Source organism: Microcystis sp. Msp_OC_L_20101000_S702, assembly GCF_007095705.1.
GTDB lineage: Bacteria > Cyanobacteriota > Cyanobacteriia > Cyanobacteriales > Microcystaceae > Microcystis > Microcystis ichthyoblabe_A.
In genome coordinates, this window is the sequence record NZ_SFBO01000067.1 from 50,020 (window position 1) to 67,488 (window position 17,469).

The window sequence follows — 17,469 nt, forward strand, 5'->3', positions numbered from 1 at the left end:
ATCCCTGTGATCATTGCCATTAAAAAGGGATACAGTGGACTCTGTATCCCTTTTAATCACCTGAGATTGGCTTTAACCTAGCGGGTGGAATAAGAGATCGGGATAAAAGCGATTGAATTCGATTAAAATCCCGGCAGTGAAAGTCAGCAGCGCCATAATTAACACGGGTGCGGACGAGAGAAATTTAGTAAGTCCTTCCATCTGAGTTCTCCTAGGGAATAAAAAGTCAAGGGTTTGACACAAAAATTAACGAGGGGAAACGGTAATTTCCGAATCCTTAACGGTTAATTTACCGGAAGTGGCTTCTTGTAAAGCCGCCAAGGGCCAGAGAAAACCCGTTAACATTTTGCTGAGAGCGAGGGGAACATCGATGATGATTTCCTTCATTTCGGCATCTTTGTCGTCGCGCACGGCGATTAAATAGGCCCGACCAACCCAACCGATCCAACCGGTAATGTACAGGAATAGGATGCTAGGGATAAAGAAATCGCCCATGTGGTCCCAACGACCATCAACAATTAGGTGTGGATAGCCTTCCGGTCCACAGAGAGCTTGGGAGTAGATTTGAGCGCGTTTGGCTCCCGATTCGGGGTCGGGAGTGGTGTTGCGGAAACTCTTCGCTTTTTGTAGGAAAGCGGGATTTTCGCTACAAGGGGTCAGATTGGACAAATCAGCCGACGCTGGAGCGGCAAAGGTGAACCAGAGGGATAGCACCAGGGCCAGAGCGAACAATTTTCGCATAAATTGTTTCCTTTTGTTACGAAATATGAAGTTCTTTGTTCAAAAAGCGAACAATTTGATCGTACACGGAAAAAATCTTACTCCGATGAGGGGTACGAGTAAAGTTTCTATTACAAAACTATACGCAACGCTTCAGACCCCGGTGATATGAACCACCACTTGTCTTTGGTGACGACTCTGACGGTGTTCCCAGAGATAGATACCTTGCCATATCCCTAAAACTAATTTACCCCTAGCGATCGGGATTTGTTCCGATGTTCGGGTTAGGACCGAGCGAATGTGAGCGGGCATATCGTCTGGCCCTTCGGTAGAGTGATAGTAGAGACTGCTATCTTCCGGGACTAACTTGGCGAAGAAATTGGCCAAATCGGTGAGAACATCGGGATCGGCATTTTCTTGGATCAGCAAGGAAGCGGAGGTGTGACAGACAAATATACTGCATAATCCCGTCGTTATGCCCGATTCGGCTACGATCGCTTCTATGGGGGCAGTGAGACGATGGAAATTCTTGGGACTGGTGGTAATCGTCAGGGATTTTTGATATTGACGCATGGCAACCGAATCAGGGAGAAATGGGGGTGGGGGGGATTGTCCTGGAGAGCAAAGGTTGTCCCGCTTGCAAGAGATCGTGAAGGTTCACCACTGCCCCGATAACAGCGATCGCCGGGGCTTCAAAGCCGGTGGCTTCGATCTGGTCCATAATCGTGCTGAAAGTACCGATTAACTGCTGTTGTTGCGGTGTTGTTCCCCAGCGAATCAGGGCGATCGGTGTTTCTGGACTTCTGCCAGCCTTGGTTAACTCGCCGATAATATAGGGTAAATTATGCACACCCATGTAAACAACAATTGTTTCTGCACCATGGGCGATCGCTGACCAGTTAACTTGAGGACGATATTTACCCGCCATCTCGTGGCCGGTGACGAAGGTAACGGAGGAACTATAATCGCGATGGGTGAGGGGAATACCGGCGTAGGCAGGCACGGCAATTCCTGAAGTGATCCCCGGCACGATCTCGACGCTAATTCCGGCGGTGATCAGATCGAGCATTTCTTCACCCCCGCGACCAAAAACAAAGGGATCACCTCCCTTGAGACGAACAACCACGGCATTAGTCTGGGCCTTTTGGATCAGTAAATCGGTGATTTCCTCCTGTACCAGAGAATGACGACCGCGACGCTTACCCCCATGGATTTGTTCGGCCTTGGGGTTAATCATGGCTAGAATCGAGGGGCTGACTAGGGCATCATAGAGGACAACATCGGCGTTTTCTAAGAGAACTTTCGCTTTTAAGGTCAACAAACCGGGATCCCCGGGACCCGCACCGACGAGATAGACCTTACCGCAACTTTCTGATTGATTCATAGATACTGGGGAGAAAATTCTTGCTTCGATCGAATGCGCTTGATCCCTACTTTATTGTGACTGGGGCAAAATTTGGTATTTTTAGCTACAGTCACTCGGCGATCATGCGCTTTCTTCATGAAGAATTATGATCTTAACATTACTTAACCCTTAATCTAGCGATCGCTCTGATCCTAAATCCCGTTTATAGCAATTCTTGGAGCCATGAGGTACAATAGAAAGCAAATAGACAAATAATAGAAGTAGCCAGTTTCCGATGAGACCCTATTCCGTAGATTTTCGCCAAAAAATTATCGATGTCTGGAAGAAAGAAAAAATTTCCATTCGAGGACTAGCCCAGAGATTTGACGTGGCTAAAAGCTTTATTCAGAAGTTATTGAAGCAATATAAAGAAACAGGAGATATCCGTCCTCGTCCGCAAGGGGGAAGTCCGCCAACCAAGTTAAATAGTGAACAACTGATAATTTTAATAGAAATCATCGAAGCTAACAATGATGCAACTCTCGAAGAATTATCAGAATTACTGTATGAAAAGACACAGGTGAAAGTCAGTAGAGCCACCCTGGGGCGGCTGACGCAAAAACTCAATTACAGTTTCAAAAAAAACACTACACGCGGCGGAAAAAGAAAGTGACAGGGTAGAGCAAAAAAGAGTAGAATACTGGTCACAAGTGCGGGAAATTGAGGCATCAAAACTAATTTTTATCGATGAATCGGGGGTAAATTTAGCCCTTTTGAGACTCTATGCTAGAGCCTTAATTGCCCAAAGAGATCGAGAAAGAAAACCACAAAAAAGAGGAAGAAATATTTCAATAATTAGTGCTATAAGCTTAGAAAAAGTTGTCGCATTAGTCAATATATAAACGAAATAATATTCAAGGCTCATTTAATAGAGATTCTAGGATTTCGGGTGTTAATCCTCTAGCTTCGGATCGATTGCTAATTTCGTCCATCAGCTTACCAAGAAAGTCCCTATCGTCTTTACTCGGCTTTCTCATCAACAGATCAATAAAAATCCGAACACGCTCTTTTTCTTCAGAGGATGCGGATTGATCGGCTGCCGCTGTTTTGGGACTGACTTCGATCAAAATTTTGCTCATATTATTAAGGCTCATTCTTGCTATGCTTCGGGGGGGTGTTTGACTAATTCGAGTGCTTGTTCATTGCTTAAGGTTAAGTTCCGCATAGTCCATTTTTAATTTAATTATAACCAGCTAATTATGTCTTAATCAATATCAATTTAATATCCTTGCCATCACACCAGAACCTACGGAGGAGCTGATTACCCTTCCTTTTTATCATAAAGACTCCTTCGATCGAGTATCGCGGGATCAACAGGATTTCAAGATTCTTCATCCGCAACGGGATCGATCACGAGTGCTTTAAATTCTGAGGCAGAAATTATAGTTGTCGATCCTAAATTATCTACTTCTTCAAAGTCTTTATCACCTGTGATCAAAAAGTCAGCATCACTTGTCATCACACAAGCTAGAAATTTAGCATCCGATCGATCTCTAGGGAAATCAACGGTGCTGTGAACATCAATTAATCTAGGAACTGTATCGAAAATCCTATACCATTCTCTTATCACTCCTTCCGACAGCTTAAACTTAGGACGGCTGACAACATCTTTATATTCAGTTAAAATAGCTTCGGAAACAATCCATTCGATTTTATTAGACTCGATCACGAATTGTATAACCGTTCTCGGCAACCTTCCTTTTAAAATTGCCGAAACTAGAATATTCGTATCGATCACGACTTTCATTCGCCTCTCCGATAGGCTTCAATTTCTGCGGCGATATCTTCTTCGGTAATATCCTGAACGCTGGGTAAGGATTGAGTTTTATCAAAGAGTTCTTTAACTTTTTGGCTTAAAGTCTGACGGTTTTGTTTGTCCGCTAAATTTAACAAAGCGTCTTTTAATAAATCTTCAACGCTGTTATAGTTTCCTGTCGCTAATTGAGAGTTAATTAATTGTTCTAATTCGGGATTTAAGGTAATATTCATGGTAAAATACACTCTGTAAATTCGGTGGATATTATGATGGTTCGTGAACGATTTCATCGATAAATTCTTCTTTTTCTTCTTCCGTCATGGTATCCCAATCATAGCCGCGTTCTTTGGCTACGATTCGAGCTTTGTCAATGGCGTAGTTAGACAAGGATTCCCATCGGTCCGACTGACTGAGGATGAGAATTTTATAAACTTCCTGTTTCTGGTCTTCGGGGAGTTGTTTGACTAATTCGATCACTTGTTCGTTGCTTAAGGTTAAGTTCGGCATAGGTCGCTTCTAGACACCAGCATGATTAATCAGTTTAACACGAGTCTCTAGCCGGCTCGTGGGTGGGGGGACTGATCGCTAACGGGAAAAGTCATGATCTAGAAATTCTTGAATCGTTAAAATTGGGATTTCTCGAAATGGATTTAAAACTAATAGATCAGAATCGCCGCTTACAATACAGGTAGCTTGACCATCGATCGCTAGTTCTAAATACTGATTATTTTTCTCATCTCTGCAAACCTTGATTTTCTCTCGAATCACGACAATTTCCTCGGTTCTTTCTATCGCCGTTATAAATAGCCGCCTTTTTGCTGAGGAGGCATATCTATCGAATTTGGCACGATTGAAAACAGTGATCAATTCTAACAAAGTAGATTCGGACATTAAAAGCTTGCCGATATTTTGGGCTTTGTCTAATGCCTGACGAGCTTTGCCGTTTTTCGACAGAAGCGCGCTTACTAAAACGTTGGTATCGAGAATAAAAGAATATTCAAGGCTCATTTAGTAAAGATTCTAAAATTTCGGGGGTTAATCCTCTAGCTTCCGCCTCATCACTAATTTCGTCCATTAGTTTTCTCAAGAAATCGATATCGCTGTTAACTGGCTTTCTAATTAGCAAATCGACAAGAACCCGGACGCGTTCTTGTTCCTCCGGGGATGCGGATTGATAGACTTCTGCCGCTTCGGGACTGACTTTGATCGAAATTTTGCTCATAGTATTAAGGCTCATTCTTGCTGTGCTTTGGGGAGTTGTTTGAATAAGTCGATAACTTGTTCGTTGCTTAAGGTTAAGTTCGGCATAGGTCAATTCTAGACACCAGCATGATTAATCAGTTTAACACCGGTCCTCAATGGAGAAGGTTTTCGGTTCGCCTACACCTTCCGGGCTTCGATCGGTTAGAATCGAGAAATTATCGGCCTAGAAAGTCCTTTCATCTTCGCGCTTGCCGTAAAATTATGATTGTCTCTCTCCAAGAAGCTCAAGCCAAACTGCCCGAACTGATATACAATCTCAAACCGGGAGAAGAATTGTTGATTACCGATAATAATCTCCCACTAGCCAAATTAATCGGGCAAACCCCCACATCTCCCCAACGTCCGGGGCCTGGCCTATGTAAAGGAATGATTACCATCGTGGCCGATGATGAAGAACACTTACAAGACTTTGCGGAGTATCTGCATTGAAATGTCTAATCGATACCCATACTCTGCTTTGGTACACACTCAACGAATCCCCACTAAGTAGCGCCGCCCATCAACTAATTATTAACCAAAATAACGAAATATTAATCAGCCCAGCATCCTATTGGGAAATCGCCATCAAAATCAGTATCGGTAAACTCATTTTACATCAATCTTACAAAGATTTTATCGACGTATGCCTTAATCAATATCAATTTAATATCCTTGCCATCACACCAGAACATACGGATGCGCTGATCACCCTTCCTTTTTATCATAAAGACCCCTTTGATCGCCTTCTGGTAGCTCAAGCCATTGTTGAAAATATTCCGATTATTAGTGTAGATACTATTTTAGATCGGTACGGTATTCAACGTCTTTGGTAGGGCGATCGTTTTTCTCAACCTATCGGAAAACTCGACACTATAACCCGTTTCTAATCCCTCGATTTGATGTTTTTCTACCAATTTCCCACGTCTCCTGCGGATAATCTTGCTTCGCGAATATCTTTTAATAAAATCCCATTGAGTAAAGTTCATAATTCATGGTTATTATTTCGATCTAAAAAGTCCAAAAAGTCTTTTGCTTTCACGATCTGAATATTTTGATATTCAACCAGTGAAAGAAGATGTTTGTCTCCCGTGATAATATGGGTAGCCTTGCCAGCGATTGCACATTCTATGATCATATCGTCATCGGGATCGTTGGGAACCGCTCTCAGTTGTCTTGTTATCGGAACAAGGCTAGAAAATTGACGAATTTCCGCGATATATTCTCTAAGTCCCCGTTCAGATATTTGAAATTTCTGCTGGAGTTTTTCGGATAATTCGTCTAAAATCTCTTGGCAAGTTACTGAAGATACCGATCCCGTCTTCGCTAACGATAAACAGGAAAATGTAGGGCTGCTTTTAGACAGCCAAGCAGAGATTAATATATTTGTATCAAAAACAACTACATAGGTCACTATTTTTCGTGAACGATTTCATCGATAAATTCTTCTCTTTCGTCTTCCGTCATAGTATCCCAATCATAACCGCGTTCTTTGGCTACGATTCTAGCTCTTTCTGCTCCTTCATTAAATACTGGTTCCAACTGTCTCCACTGACTGAGGATGAGAATTTTATAAACTTCCTGTTGCTGTGCTTCGGGGAGTTGTTTGAATAAGTCGATAACTTGTTCGTTGCTTAAGGTTAAGTTCGGCATAGGTCAATTCTAGACACCAGCATGATTAATCAGTTTAACACGAGTCCTTAATGGAGAGGGTTTTCTGTTCGCCTATCCCTTCTCTGCGTCGATCAGTTAGAATCGAGAAATTATAACAAATCTGGTTATTTTTGCATGAGTAGAAAACGGGTTTCTCGGAGAAACCCGTTTTCTGTGCGTTACTCAACGGATTTAGTATTATCGGCCTAGAAAGTCCTTTCATCTTACCGCTTGCCGTAAAATTATGATTGTCTCTCTCCAAGAAGCTCAAGCCAAACTGCCCGAACTGATATACAATCTCAAACTAGGGGAAGAATTGTTAATTACCGATAATAATTTCCCACTGGCAAAATTAAGCCGATGATAAAGAACACTTACAAGACTTCGCGGAGTATCTGCTTTGAAATGTCTAATCGATAGCCATACTCTGCTCTGTTACACACTCAAGGAATCCCGACTCAGTAGCAGCACCCATCAACTTCCTAAAGGGTGGCATAAATCGACTAAATCCTTATCTTGCAAGAGTTCTATTGATTAGTTCGTTCTAGATCGAAAACAATTGACAAAATCGCATCAATGTCCTTCTCTATAAGGGTTTCATCCCTTATAACTCCGTCCATTGCATAGCACAAACCGAAGAACCCGTCAGATGGTGACTTTCTTAATAGATCCATCAATTTTTCGGATGGTAACTTTCTTAATGCATCCATCAATTTTTCGGTTTTCATTCGTCTTAAGTTTAAGCCAGAAGGAGTGATAAGAGAATGGCATGATGGTAACTTTCCTACTAGATCCATCTTTTTGGATGGTGACTTTCTTAATGGAGCCATCAATTTTTTGGATGGTAACTTTCCTACTATATCCATCAATTTTTCGATGGGATATTGTCTATCTTCTATAGAATTTGCTTCTTCTTGTATTAATCCTACTTCTTCAGTAGTTAATATCAGTCCTTCAAGTTTCTGCTCCGCGTTCTTGATTGTTTGAATTAAGTCTTGGTATATTTTTTGGGCTTCGTCCAACTCCTTTTGGGTAAAAAGATTATTATGAGCTACTTTGTTTCTGGTTTTATACAGTTTCTCCCAATTAGATTGAAAATTTCTGTCTTTAAATGATTCCTTAAAAAACTTATCACCGTTGCTTTTAATTTCTTCTCTTAATTTACGAATTGCTTCGGGAGTTTCTTCAAGCCTATCAATTTCTTTAATTAAATCCTCTTTGGTTATACAACCAGATGAAAGCTTGTATATAATCGAACCTAAATCATCAAAATCTATCAGATAGAGTTGATTGTCAATATGGCTTGCAAATTCTTTTTCATTATTTTTTCTCTGATCAACTTTCTTTCTAAAATCTTGGGTGGATACCTTTGTCCACCAATCCACTCCTATCTTGGTTGTCATGAATTTCGTTATGTAGTCTCTTAAACGGCGTTCCACACGATTAATATAAGGATAAATTTGATTAGCAATCTGTTCAGAAATTTCGTCTTTTACTATATCCAGTGTTTCTAATTTTTGTTCTTTGAAAAATTTTAAAATTGGAATACGTTGAGGTTCTAAACAACCATATTCTCCCTTTACAACAATTGAAAAACCTGTAATACATTTATCTTTGCTGTCTTGATCAAATTTAATTGGATTTACTGTAATTTCTATAAAATTATCCTTGATTTGGCGACTGTTACAATCTATTTGTTGTGTTCCCTTCCAAAATGAATTATTCGAGGCGAGAAGATGGACTAAATTATCAGGAGTTTTGATATGAGATTGATTAGAAGTGTCAAATGCAAAAATTTCAAAGGTGAGAAAATTGTTTTGTGTGTCCATTGGAATGACAGGAGTTAGGTCTATAAACAACATCTACCCTCTATTTTAACTTGTCTATTGAAAAAAAGGGGGCTTATTCAGCCCCCTTAACCTCTAACTACCGCCAATCCTTGCCACATCGCGGGCGTTGGCTTCAAAAGCCGCATCGAGGGCAGAATCGCCAGTTAAACCAGAATCTAACGCCTCTTTAATACACTGCAACATCCGCTTATAATCCTTGGGCATTACCTTAACAAACTTGGGCAACATTTCCGACCAATTTGCTAAAACCAGGGCTGCTTTTTGACTTTGGGTGTAATCAGCATGGCGTTGAATTAACTCGCGTAAATCGTTGATTTCTTCCCCTTCTAGCGCCTCTAAAGCTACCATTTGGGTATTGCAACGAGTGGCGAAATCCCCCGACTCATCGAGGACGTAGGCGACACCACCACTCATTCCGGCGGCGAAATTGCGACCGGTAGGCCCTAAAACAACGACTTTACCCCCAGTCATATACTCGCAAGCGTGGTCGCCAACGGACTCAACCACCGTAGTCACCCCAGAGTTACGCACCCCAAAACGTTCCCCAGCAACCCCAGAAATATACACCTCACCACTGGTTGCACCGTATAAAGCCACATTACCGATGATAATATTCTCCTCGGCCACAAAAGTGGAACCTTTGGGCGGATAAACGATGATTTTGCCACCGCTTAAACCCTTACCCACATAATCATTAGCATCCCCTTCTAACTCCAGTGTCACCCCTTTGGGAACAAAAGCACCGAAACTCTGCCCCGCGCTGCCCTGAAAATGGAGATGTACGGTATCTTCGGGTAAACCCTCCCAGTGACGTTTAGTGATTTCGTTGCCTAAAATCGTCCCCACCACGCGGTTAATATTTTTAATCGGTAGTGTCGCCTTGACTTTTTCGCCTTTTTCAATGGCATCTTTGCATAAATCCACTAAAACGGTTATATCCAAGGACTTATCTAAACCGTGGTCCTGGGGAATCTGACAATAGCGTCCTACCTCTGCATCTACCTCCGGTTGATAGAGAATCGGAGTTAGGTCAATTCCTTTCGCTTTCCAATGTTCTACAGCCTGTTTCGGCTCTAATACATCAGTTCGCCCCACCATTTCATTTAAGGTGCGGAATCCCAATTCGGCCATAATTTCCCGCACTTCCTGGGCGATAAATTTCATGAAATTCACCGTATATTCGGGATCTCCGATGAAATTCTTCCGTAATAACGGATCCTGGGTCGCTACCCCCGCCGGACAGGTATTAAGATGACAAACCCGCATCATAATACAGCCTAACGTCACCAGTGGCGCGGTCGAAAAACCGAATTCTTCGGCCCCCAATAGGGTCGCTACCACCACATCGCGGCCGGTTTTCATCTGGCCATCGGTTTCCACCGCAATGCGACTGCGAAGATTATTTAACACCAATGTTTGATGGGTTTCTGCTAGTCCCAACTCCCAGGGTAAACCCGCGTGTTTAATCGAGGTTTGGGGTGAGGCTCCGGTCCCACCATCGAAACCAGAGATTAAAACCACGTCAGCGTGAGCTTTAGCGACTCCGGCGGCGATTGTGCCAACTCCCACCTCAGAAACCAGTTTTACGCTCACTCTGGCCGCACGATTGGCATTTTTTAGGTCATGAATCAACTCCGCTAGGTCTTCAATGGAGTAGATATCGTGGTGGGGTGGGGGAGAGATTAAACCGACTCCGGGGGTGGAGTGACGGACTTTGGCAATCCAAGGATAGACTTTTTTACCTGGTAATTGACCGCCTTCGCCCGGTTTTGCCCCCTGGGCCATCTTTATCTGCAATTCTCGCGCTTGGGAGAGGTAAAGACTGGTGACACCAAAACGGCCGGAAGCCACCTGTTTAATGGCACTATTTTTCGAGTCTCCCCGTTCATTTGTCCAAGTGTAGCGCTCGGAATCTTCGCCCCCTTCCCCGGTGTTCGACTTGCCACCGATACGATTCATGGCAATAGCGAGGGATTCGTGGGCCTCTTTGGAAATGGACCCGTAACTCATGGCCCCGGTTTTAAAGCGTTTCATAATCGCTTCAATCGGTTCCACCTCTTCGATGGGGATACTTTCCCGGTTTTTAAAGGTTAATAGTCCCCGCAGGGTGAAGAATTTTTGATTTTGTTGGTTGACCAGTTGGGAATATTTCTTAAAGAGGTCGTATTTGCCCAATTTTACCGCTTGTTGCAGGGTGTGAATGGTTTCTGGGCTAAAAAGATGGGCTTCCCCGTCTTTACGCCATTGATATTCACCGCCAATATCGAGGGTATGCACATTAACATCCCGGTCGGGGAAAGCGTGGCCATGTCTGAGTAGGGATTCCCGGGCAATAATTTCTAAATCGGCCCCTTCAATGCGGGAAGCTGTCCAAGTAAAATAGCGATCGACTACCGATCGATTTAAGCCGATAGCCTCGAATATTTGCGCCCCACGGTAGCTTTGCAGGGTAGAAATGCCAATTTTAGAGGCCACTTTAATTACGCCCTTGGTGGCGGCTTTTATGTAGTTTTTACAGGCACTCTGGTGGTCAACTCCTACCAATAAACCTTCCTCGATCATACTGCCGAGGGTGGCAAAGGCTAGATAGGGATTAATCGCACCGCAACCATAACCGAGTAAAAGGGCGTAGTGATGCACTTCCCGGGGTTCGCCGGATTCCAGGACAAGGCCGACTCTGGTGCGGGTTCCCTGCCGGATGAGGTGGTGGTGTAAACCGGCAACCGCCAGCAGTGAGGGAATCGGGGCGTGATTTTTATCGATACCTCGATCGCTTAAAATAATAATGCTCGCGCCCGCTAAAATTGCCTCGTCCACCTCTTGACAAATTGCCTCAATTGTGCCACGCATTCCCTCGACTCCCGAAGTGGGATCGAAGAGAATGGGAATAGTCACGGTTTTAAATTCGCTATTGCCCTGTAAACGCGCTAATTGGGCGTTAGTGAGGATGGGAGAGTTAAGTTTAATCAGGTGACAGCTTTCCGGCTGCGGATCCAAAAGATTTCTTTCCGCACCGATAGTGGTGATGGGAGAGGTGATAATTTCTTCGCGAATCGAGTCAATCGGGGGGTTAGTGACTTGGGCGAATAACTGCTGAAAGTAATCATAAAGCAGTTTTGGGCGATCGGACAAGACGGCTAGGGGTGTATCGGAACCCATGGAACCCACTGCTTCCACTCCATCCCGGCCCATGGGGGCTAATAAAAGACGTAATTCTTCAAAAGTGTAACCGAAAGCGGTTTGCTGTTGAATTAGGGAAACAGCAGTTTCCGGTGGAGCAGTTTCAACGGCCGGTAAATCGTCTAAATTGACTAAATTTTCGTTTAACCACTGACGATAGGGTTTGGCTTTGGCAATACCTTCTTTTATCTCCTCATCGGCCACGATACGACCTTCTTTCATATCCACAAGGAACATCCGGCCGGGTTGCAGACGACCTTTAAAAGCGACGCGTTCCGGTTCAATGGGTAAAACTCCCGCTTCCGATGCCATAATTACTAGGTCATCCTTGGTGACGTAGTAACGGGAAGGACGTAAACCATTGCGGTCTAACACTGCTCCCATCATCGTACCATCGGTAAAAGCGATCGAGGCCGGACCATCCCAGGGTTCCATCAAACAGGAATGGTATTCATAGAAAGCTTTTTTCTCATCACTCATCGATTCGTGGGCTGCCCAGGGTTCAGGAATCATCATCATGACAGCGTGAGGAAGAGAACGCCCCGATAAAACCATTAATTCTAGGGCATTATCAAAAATTAAGGAGTCACTACCTTCGATATTAATGACCGGCTGGATTTTTTTGATGTCTTCCCCGAATAAGGGTGAGGCAAACATCGACTGACGGGCGTGCATCCAGTTAATATTACCTCGCAGGGTATTAATTTCGCCATTGTGGGCAATATAACGGTAAGGGTGGGCGCGTTCCCAACTGGGGAAGGTATTGGTACTAAAACGAGAATGGACTAATCCTAAAGCACTTTGAAAGTCGGGGTCGTGTAAATCGGGGAAATAGTCACCCACCTGTACCGGCATTAATTGCCCTTTATAGACAATGGTACGACTCGAAATACTGCAAGGATACCAGTAACGATTAAAGGATTGACGACTGAGGTGGGAACGTTTGCGAATAACGTATAATTTGCGTTCAAAGGCCAGATCATCGCTTAAATTGGCATCGCGTTCGATGAAAACCTGTTCGATAAAGGGTTCGGTAGATTTGGCCGAATTGCCTAAACTGGAGTTATCCGTGGGAACATCACGCCAACCGAGAACTCTTAACCCCTCTTCGGCGGCGATTTTCTCGAATTCCTGGCGACTTTTCCCGCGAATTTCGGCATCAGGGGCCGTGTAGAGCATTCCTACCCCGTATTGTCCCGCTGCTGGCAAGGTAAAACCTAGATTGCTGGTCACTTTCCGGAAAAATAGGTCAGGGATTTGGCACAAAATACCCGCTCCATCTCCGGTATTTTTTTCCGCACCGCACGCGCCACGGTGATCGAGGTTTAGTAAAATTGTTAAGGCCTGTTCAACAATATCGTGGGACTTTTTCCCCGTTTTATGAACGATAAAACCGACACCACAAGCATCATGTTCAAATCGGGGATCGTATAGTCCTTGTTTCCGTGGAGTTTGATTGTTATTCATCTTGTCTAATAGCCTAGCAGTCTGGAAGGGAATGGCCTAGAGGGTGAGCCAGAGTAGCGATTCTAGGTATATCAATTTTGTATCCAGACTGGACCTTCGGTCTTATATCTTAAGGAAATGTTTCGATGTGACAAGGGTTCCTTTATGCCGAAGAGATTATTCACGAATTTTTTAGCAGCGGATCGATTAAGTCGTCGGGAACGCGGTTATGCTCGATATAAGCGTTAATTTCCTCTAGATGGTCGCTGTAATAGGTCAACGCACTGAAAATCTGACTTAACGTCAGATGGGGCATTCCTAGGGGTATTTCTTCGGGAGCGACCCCCAGACGCCAAGTTTCGACGATGGCGCGGACGGGTGTACGCGTTCCTTTGATAATTGGTTCCCCGTGTAAGATCTCGTCGTCTCGAACGATATAGAGATATTCGGTCGCTTGAACCATCGCCGCTTTCTGGAGTGGATATCGTTTAGTTTATCGTATCGATCGAACCCCCGACTATTCCCCATAAATATCGGTTCGGTTACTTCAGCCACCCGATCTCACTTGCGGCGATTGTTTCGCTCTTTCTCGCCATTTTTTTGAATTTTCTGTAATTACCTCGCCCATTGATCGGGCTTTTTCCGCCGCATCCCGTGCCATTTCCAGAATTTCCTCTAGTTCCCGTTCATTTAGTCCTGTTTCTTTTCCTTCCATCACCTTAAACCCTGCAAGCGATTTTTAACCTTATCAAAAATGTCGGGGTGAAGACCGAGCGGAGCAGTTTGATTGGGAAATTTCGATAATTACAAGAGGTCGTGACGTATTTTCCCGAGTACCCGCTTCAAAATCGCCAGATCCTCCCTACAAATCCGATAAATTTCCTCTGGATCGATGTCAAAATAATCGTGGGCGAGAATATTTCTGATTCCCTTAATCTCCGACCAAGGAATTTCCGGATAGCGATTCGCTAAACTCTCTGCCATTAGCCGATCGAGTCTTCTAATATTTTCACTAATCGCAATCAACATCATACTAATGCCATCCAATCGATCGAGTCCATCATCATCGGCGATGAAATCATCGGCTTTTTGAATCCGGGTAAATCGCCGCTCGATCCGGCGGATCGCCTCTTCAAGCTCTAGTAATAACTCGAATAGAAGCGATCGATCACACATAAATGGCCTCTCGATCGATCCGTGCCTTGAGGTAAGGATTCAGAGAATCCCGATAGCGGATCACGTCCACTTCCCGTCCGAATAGGTTCTCTAGTTCGGCTTTCAGTCTGACTCTTTTAAGCAGATCGGGGGGCATATATACCACTATATCTATATCGCTCGTCGGTCGGGTTTCCTCTCTGGCTACCGAGCCGAAAATGCCGATTCGATTGATCGCGTATCGTTCCGCTAGTTCGGGTTTCAGGGTTCGTAAACGTTCCAATATGTCGTTGGCAGTGATTTTATCTACCATCTGATTTATTCCCTTTGGTTAATTGTGCGATCGATCTTCCGATCCTGATCAAAGACTAAAACGGGCCGCCACAATCGCACAACCCGTTCCCAATCAATTTAATTTTTAGTCGGTCAAAATTACCCTTCCAGTTTCCGGCCTTTGCACAAAAGACCGACCCCAGCAACGGAGAGTAAACCGAGAACCGTCGCCGGTTCGGGAACGGTGGGAGTACCAGCCGGGGTCAGGGAATAATTGGCGAGAACGAAGGGTTCGCCACTCCCAAGACTACCGTAGCCACCGGCGGAAGCGAACAGGTCGGTCGTGTTACCTATAATGCCGTTAGGGGGCAAAAAGCCGAATCCATTATTATCACACAACGTCGTGTCACAAGCGACAAAATCCAGTCCCGATCCGTCTAAGGATAGCACCGCCTGACCCGTTATTACACCGGCAAGAATGGCATTGAGATAAGAACCTACGAACGGAAGAGCGGGGGCGGCAGAGCCGTTAAAGGTGGTATTACTGATAGAACTGACGAATACCGTGTTGTTATCTGGTTGCAGGGTTCCGTCCACCGTCGCAGTGATGGTTCCTAAGCTGGAGGTGTAGGAAAAGTTAAAAGTTGCGGCGCTGGCAACCGGTGCAAGGGTGGCGGTGGCTACCGTGGCGAGGGCGACGGAATAGCAAAGGGAACTTTTGAGTGGCATAGAAGACATTGTGTAGCTAAATTCCCCCGAATTTTACCCCCCCCCCCGATTTTGTCAAGGTTGTTTCTATTTATATTTATTATGCTTTATCTAGCTATTGATTACTCGATTGGGGATTGAGGGCGATCTCCCAGAGATGCGCGAAGTGGTGCGCTTTTCTGGGGTGCGGGGGGCGATCGGTCAAATTGACATATACTATGATTATTAGAGCGATCAATGTTTAAGTAGGTAGGCGTTAAAAATTATCAGATGCCCCCCTTATTAAGGGGGATCCCCCCGCCTATCGGCACCCCCCTTATCAAGGGGGGCAGGGGGGATCGAACCTAAAATCCATTTTTAATTTAATTATAACCAGCTACTTATCTAAGTTAAAGAGAGCAATAAAACTAGCGATCGATGCGCGTGATCAGTAAAGTTAAATTACGAGAGTTTTGGGAACGTCACTCGGACGCGGAAGACGCTCTGAGCGATTGGTATAACTTCGCTAGTAAGGCTAACTGGAAAAATTTAGTAGAGGTTCAAGGTCGCTTGCAGTATCAACCGAAACCGATTAATAACTCGCAAGAATACGAGCGATTTTTAAGCATAATTGAAGAGATGATGTCACGGGAGTTAAGCAATGACGAAGGAATATTATTCGATTTACTGGTGTTATTAGTGGAAGAATACGAGCGGAAATATTATCCGATCGCCCGAACAAATCCTACCGCTACGTTAGAATCTTTACTTGATGAATTCGATATCGATAGGGAGTGTCTTGTCGATATTTTCGGCGATCGGGATAGAGTAGAATCGGTGATAGGGGGGAAACAAGCGATCGCTCCCTCTCAAGCCGAGTCTCTAGCCGAATTTTTTAATCGTTTAAGTGCGAAACTGGCGTTAAGCGCCCGTGATTTTCTCTTGTAGCCTCGCTTTTCCTTCGGGGACTGAGGGGGGAAGACCATATAACAAATCCTTACTTTCTTCATAGCTTTAGATTAATTAAGATAATGTTACAAAACTTTATGAAAAAGGCGTAGTATGATAATTTACGCCAGTAAAGCGAACACAATAAGGAGCAACACCCATAATGCAGTCGGCCGAGATGTTGCTGACAGTCCCCAAAGAGTATTTAAAAGCACCGGGGGGCTTCAACCCAAACGTTACCATGTTTTTCAGTGCCTTGAGCCTAATAACCCTATCTACCTGTGGCTATTGGCTATGGTCCTGGCCGGACTGGATTTGTTTTAGTGCTAATGTCCTCGCTTTACATTTATCGGGGACAGTTATCCACGATGCTTCTCATAATTCTGCCCATAGCAATCGGGTATTTAATGCTATTTTAGGTCATGGCAGTGCTTTAATGCTCGGTTTTGCCTTTCCGGTCTTCACTAGAGTCCATTTACAGCACCACGCTCACGTTAACGATCCCGAAAATGATCCAGATCATTTTGTCTCCACTGGTGGCCCTTTGTGGATGATTGCGGCCAGATTTTTTTATCACGAGATTTTCTTTTTTAAGCGGCAACTCTGGCGAAAATACGAACTGCTGGAATGGTTCCTCAGTCGTCTTTTTGTGGCTACCATAGTCATCGTCGCCTGTCAATACGGTTTTATCAGCTATGTGATGAATTTTTGGTTTGTTCCCGCTTTAGTGGTGGGAATTGCCCTCGGTTTATTTTTCGATTATCTCCCCCATCGTCCTTTCCAAGAGCGTAATCGTTGGAAAAATGCCCGAGTTTACCCCAGTCCCCTGTTAAATCTGCTGATTTTAGGGCAGAATTATCATCTCGTGCATCATCTTTGGCCGTCGATTCCCTGGTACAAATACCAACCGGCATACTATGCCACTAAACCGCTTTTAGACGCAAAAGACTGTGAACAGTCTTTGGGTTTACTGCAAGGTAAGAATTTCTGGAGTTTCCTCTACGATGTCTTCCTAGGTATTCGCTTTCACTCCCATTCTTCTAAAACTTCTTGATCTTATTTATCGTAATGATGAGGTACAAAGTTTTCATTTTAGGGAGTCGGTGGTCGATTTTGTGAGAAACTCTCTATCTGTACTGGTTTTGTTGTCAACCTGA

At 44.2% G+C, this 17,469-nt stretch carries 25 protein-coding genes and 1 pseudogene; 6 read left to right on the top strand and 20 right to left on the bottom strand.

Translation table 11 applies throughout. The features are described from left to right. Window positions 1–72: 72 nt before the first annotated feature. From psaJ to cobA, 4 genes are all read right to left on the bottom strand, one after another. The gene (gene psaJ, locus EWV60_RS07100; RefSeq protein WP_002738148.1) at window positions 73–201 is read right to left on the bottom strand and encodes a photosystem I reaction center subunit IX; all 129 of its coding nucleotides are present in this window, start codon (window positions 199–201) and stop codon (window positions 73–75) included. Window positions 202–246: 45 nt separating this feature from the next. Further along, window positions 247–741: a photosystem I reaction center subunit III gene (locus tag EWV60_RS07105; RefSeq protein WP_002750624.1), complete on the bottom strand. Its 495-nt coding sequence runs from the start codon at window positions 739–741 to the stop codon at window positions 247–249. Window positions 742–873: 132 nt separating this feature from the next. Beyond that, window positions 874–1,293: a secondary thiamine-phosphate synthase enzyme YjbQ gene (locus EWV60_RS07110; protein ID WP_008201139.1), complete on the bottom strand. Its 420-nt coding sequence runs from the start codon at window positions 1,291–1,293 to the stop codon at window positions 874–876. Between the two features lie 10 nt (window positions 1,294–1,303). Beyond that, window positions 1,304–2,104 (bottom strand): uroporphyrinogen-III C-methyltransferase, encoded by an 801-nt coding sequence (gene cobA / locus EWV60_RS07115; protein WP_002777110.1) that lies wholly within the window; start codon window positions 2,102–2,104, stop codon window positions 1,304–1,306. Between the two features lie 256 nt (window positions 2,105–2,360). Here cobA and EWV60_RS07120 point away from each other — a divergent pair. Then, window positions 2,361–2,964: pseudogene (locus tag EWV60_RS07120) on the top strand (helix-turn-helix domain-containing protein); the annotation flags it as partial. A gap of 15 nt (window positions 2,965–2,979) precedes the next feature. Here the strand turns inward: EWV60_RS07120 and EWV60_RS07125 are convergent. From EWV60_RS07125 to EWV60_RS07150, 6 genes are all read right to left on the bottom strand, one after another. Next, the gene (locus tag EWV60_RS07125; RefSeq protein ID WP_002735305.1) at window positions 2,980–3,204 is read right to left on the bottom strand and encodes a hypothetical protein; all 225 of its coding nucleotides are present in this window, start codon (window positions 3,202–3,204) and stop codon (window positions 2,980–2,982) included. 242 nt (window positions 3,205–3,446) lie between these two features. After that, window positions 3,447–3,872, bottom strand: coding sequence for a putative toxin-antitoxin system toxin component, PIN family (locus EWV60_RS07130; RefSeq protein WP_002750630.1), 426 nt, complete (start codon window positions 3,870–3,872; stop codon window positions 3,447–3,449). Beyond that, complete coding sequence (locus tag EWV60_RS07135) at window positions 3,869–4,114, bottom strand: ribbon-helix-helix domain-containing protein (protein WP_002791629.1); 246 nt, start codon at window positions 4,112–4,114, stop codon at window positions 3,869–3,871. Before EWV60_RS07135 ends, EWV60_RS07130 begins: the two co-directional genes overlap by 4 nt. Before the next feature lie 31 nt (window positions 4,115–4,145). After that, a complete protein-coding gene (locus tag EWV60_RS07140) occupies window positions 4,146–4,388 on the bottom strand; it encodes a hypothetical protein (protein WP_002737040.1) in 243 nt (80 codons plus the stop codon). A 78-nt stretch (window positions 4,389–4,466) separates the two neighbouring features. Further along, window positions 4,467–4,889 (bottom strand): putative toxin-antitoxin system toxin component, PIN family, encoded by a 423-nt coding sequence (locus tag EWV60_RS07145; protein WP_002750637.1) that lies wholly within the window; start codon window positions 4,887–4,889, stop codon window positions 4,467–4,469. Beyond that, window positions 4,879–5,103: a C2H2-type zinc finger protein gene (locus EWV60_RS07150; protein ID WP_287231674.1), complete on the bottom strand. Its 225-nt coding sequence runs from the start codon at window positions 5,101–5,103 to the stop codon at window positions 4,879–4,881. Before EWV60_RS07150 ends, EWV60_RS07145 begins: the two co-directional genes overlap by 11 nt. 242 nt (window positions 5,104–5,345) lie before the next feature. On the opposite strand from EWV60_RS07150, the gene EWV60_RS07155 reads away from it, so the two are divergent. Then, window positions 5,346–5,573: a type II toxin-antitoxin system Phd/YefM family antitoxin gene (locus EWV60_RS07155; protein ID WP_002763578.1), complete on the top strand. Its 228-nt coding sequence runs from the start codon at window positions 5,346–5,348 to the stop codon at window positions 5,571–5,573. Beyond that, entirely contained in the window at window positions 5,570–5,956 is a 387-nt protein-coding gene (locus EWV60_RS07160) for a type II toxin-antitoxin system VapC family toxin (protein WP_002750641.1), read from the top strand. Before EWV60_RS07155 ends, EWV60_RS07160 begins: the two co-directional genes overlap by 4 nt. On the opposite strand, the gene EWV60_RS07165 is transcribed toward EWV60_RS07160, so the two are convergent. Genes EWV60_RS07165 through EWV60_RS07175 form a run of 3 tightly spaced genes read right to left on the bottom strand, consistent with a single transcriptional unit; the run spans window position 5,924 to window position 6,773 of the window. After that, window positions 5,924–6,109: a hypothetical protein gene (locus tag EWV60_RS07165; RefSeq protein ID WP_287231675.1), complete on the bottom strand. Its 186-nt coding sequence runs from the start codon at window positions 6,107–6,109 to the stop codon at window positions 5,924–5,926. The two genes, EWV60_RS07160 and EWV60_RS07165, sit on opposite strands and share 33 nt — an antisense overlap. Next, a complete protein-coding gene (locus EWV60_RS07170) occupies window positions 6,106–6,534 on the bottom strand; it encodes a putative toxin-antitoxin system toxin component, PIN family (protein WP_193977036.1) in 429 nt (142 codons plus the stop codon). The genes EWV60_RS07165 and EWV60_RS07170 overlap by 4 nt, the downstream gene beginning before the upstream one ends. Next, window positions 6,534–6,773: a hypothetical protein gene (locus EWV60_RS07175; RefSeq protein ID WP_002777102.1), complete on the bottom strand. Its 240-nt coding sequence runs from the start codon at window positions 6,771–6,773 to the stop codon at window positions 6,534–6,536. The genes EWV60_RS07170 and EWV60_RS07175 overlap by 1 nt, the downstream gene beginning before the upstream one ends. Window positions 6,774–7,017: 244 nt before the next feature. Here EWV60_RS07175 and EWV60_RS07180 point away from each other — a divergent pair, with 244 nt between their 5' ends. Continuing rightward, window positions 7,018–7,137, top strand: coding sequence for a type II toxin-antitoxin system Phd/YefM family antitoxin (locus EWV60_RS07180; RefSeq protein WP_002777099.1), 120 nt, complete (start codon window positions 7,018–7,020; stop codon window positions 7,135–7,137). A 163-nt stretch (window positions 7,138–7,300) separates the two neighbouring features. On the opposite strand, the gene EWV60_RS07185 is transcribed toward EWV60_RS07180, so the two are convergent. The 7 genes from EWV60_RS07185 to EWV60_RS07215 all read right to left on the bottom strand — a co-directional run bounded on the left by EWV60_RS07185 (window position 7,301) and on the right by EWV60_RS07215 (window position 15,406). Next, the gene (locus EWV60_RS07185; RefSeq protein ID WP_287231676.1) at window positions 7,301–8,602 is read right to left on the bottom strand and encodes a Swt1 family HEPN domain-containing protein; all 1,302 of its coding nucleotides are present in this window, start codon (window positions 8,600–8,602) and stop codon (window positions 7,301–7,303) included. Window positions 8,603–8,695: 93 nt separating this feature from the next. Continuing rightward, window positions 8,696–13,270 carry a glutamate synthase large subunit gene (gene gltB / locus EWV60_RS07190; protein ID WP_287231677.1) on the bottom strand — a complete coding sequence of 1,525 codons (4,575 nt, stop codon included), beginning with the start codon at window positions 13,268–13,270 and terminating at the stop codon, window positions 8,696–8,698. Between the two features lie 160 nt (window positions 13,271–13,430). Beyond that, on the bottom strand, window positions 13,431–13,712 hold the full coding sequence (locus EWV60_RS07195; RefSeq protein ID WP_002750657.1) for a DUF433 domain-containing protein: 282 nt from the start codon (window positions 13,710–13,712) through the stop codon (window positions 13,431–13,433). A gap of 84 nt (window positions 13,713–13,796) precedes the next feature. Beyond that, window positions 13,797–13,964, bottom strand: a complete 168-nt coding sequence (locus tag EWV60_RS07200) for a hypothetical protein (RefSeq protein ID WP_287231678.1) — start codon at window positions 13,962–13,964, stop codon at window positions 13,797–13,799. Between the two features lie 89 nt (window positions 13,965–14,053). Beyond that, a complete protein-coding gene (locus tag EWV60_RS07205) occupies window positions 14,054–14,425 on the bottom strand; it encodes a HepT-like ribonuclease domain-containing protein (protein WP_002738003.1) in 372 nt (123 codons plus the stop codon). Continuing rightward, window positions 14,418–14,717 (bottom strand): nucleotidyltransferase family protein, encoded by a 300-nt coding sequence (locus tag EWV60_RS07210; RefSeq protein WP_002737761.1) that lies wholly within the window; start codon window positions 14,715–14,717, stop codon window positions 14,418–14,420. The genes EWV60_RS07205 and EWV60_RS07210 overlap by 8 nt, the downstream gene beginning before the upstream one ends. Before the next feature lie 119 nt (window positions 14,718–14,836). Further along, window positions 14,837–15,406 (bottom strand): PEP-CTERM sorting domain-containing protein, encoded by a 570-nt coding sequence (locus EWV60_RS07215; RefSeq protein WP_193977043.1) that lies wholly within the window; start codon window positions 15,404–15,406, stop codon window positions 14,837–14,839. 396 nt (window positions 15,407–15,802) lie between these two features. On the opposite strand from EWV60_RS07215, the gene EWV60_RS07220 reads away from it, so the two are divergent. Next, window positions 15,803–16,312 (top strand): transcriptional regulator, encoded by a 510-nt coding sequence (locus EWV60_RS07220; RefSeq protein ID WP_287231679.1) that lies wholly within the window; start codon window positions 15,803–15,805, stop codon window positions 16,310–16,312. A 163-nt stretch (window positions 16,313–16,475) separates the two neighbouring features. Then, complete coding sequence (crtR, locus tag EWV60_RS07225; protein ID WP_002777092.1) at window positions 16,476–17,366, top strand: beta-carotene hydroxylase; 891 nt, start codon at window positions 16,476–16,478, stop codon at window positions 17,364–17,366. Window positions 17,367–17,469: the final 103 nt, after the last annotated feature.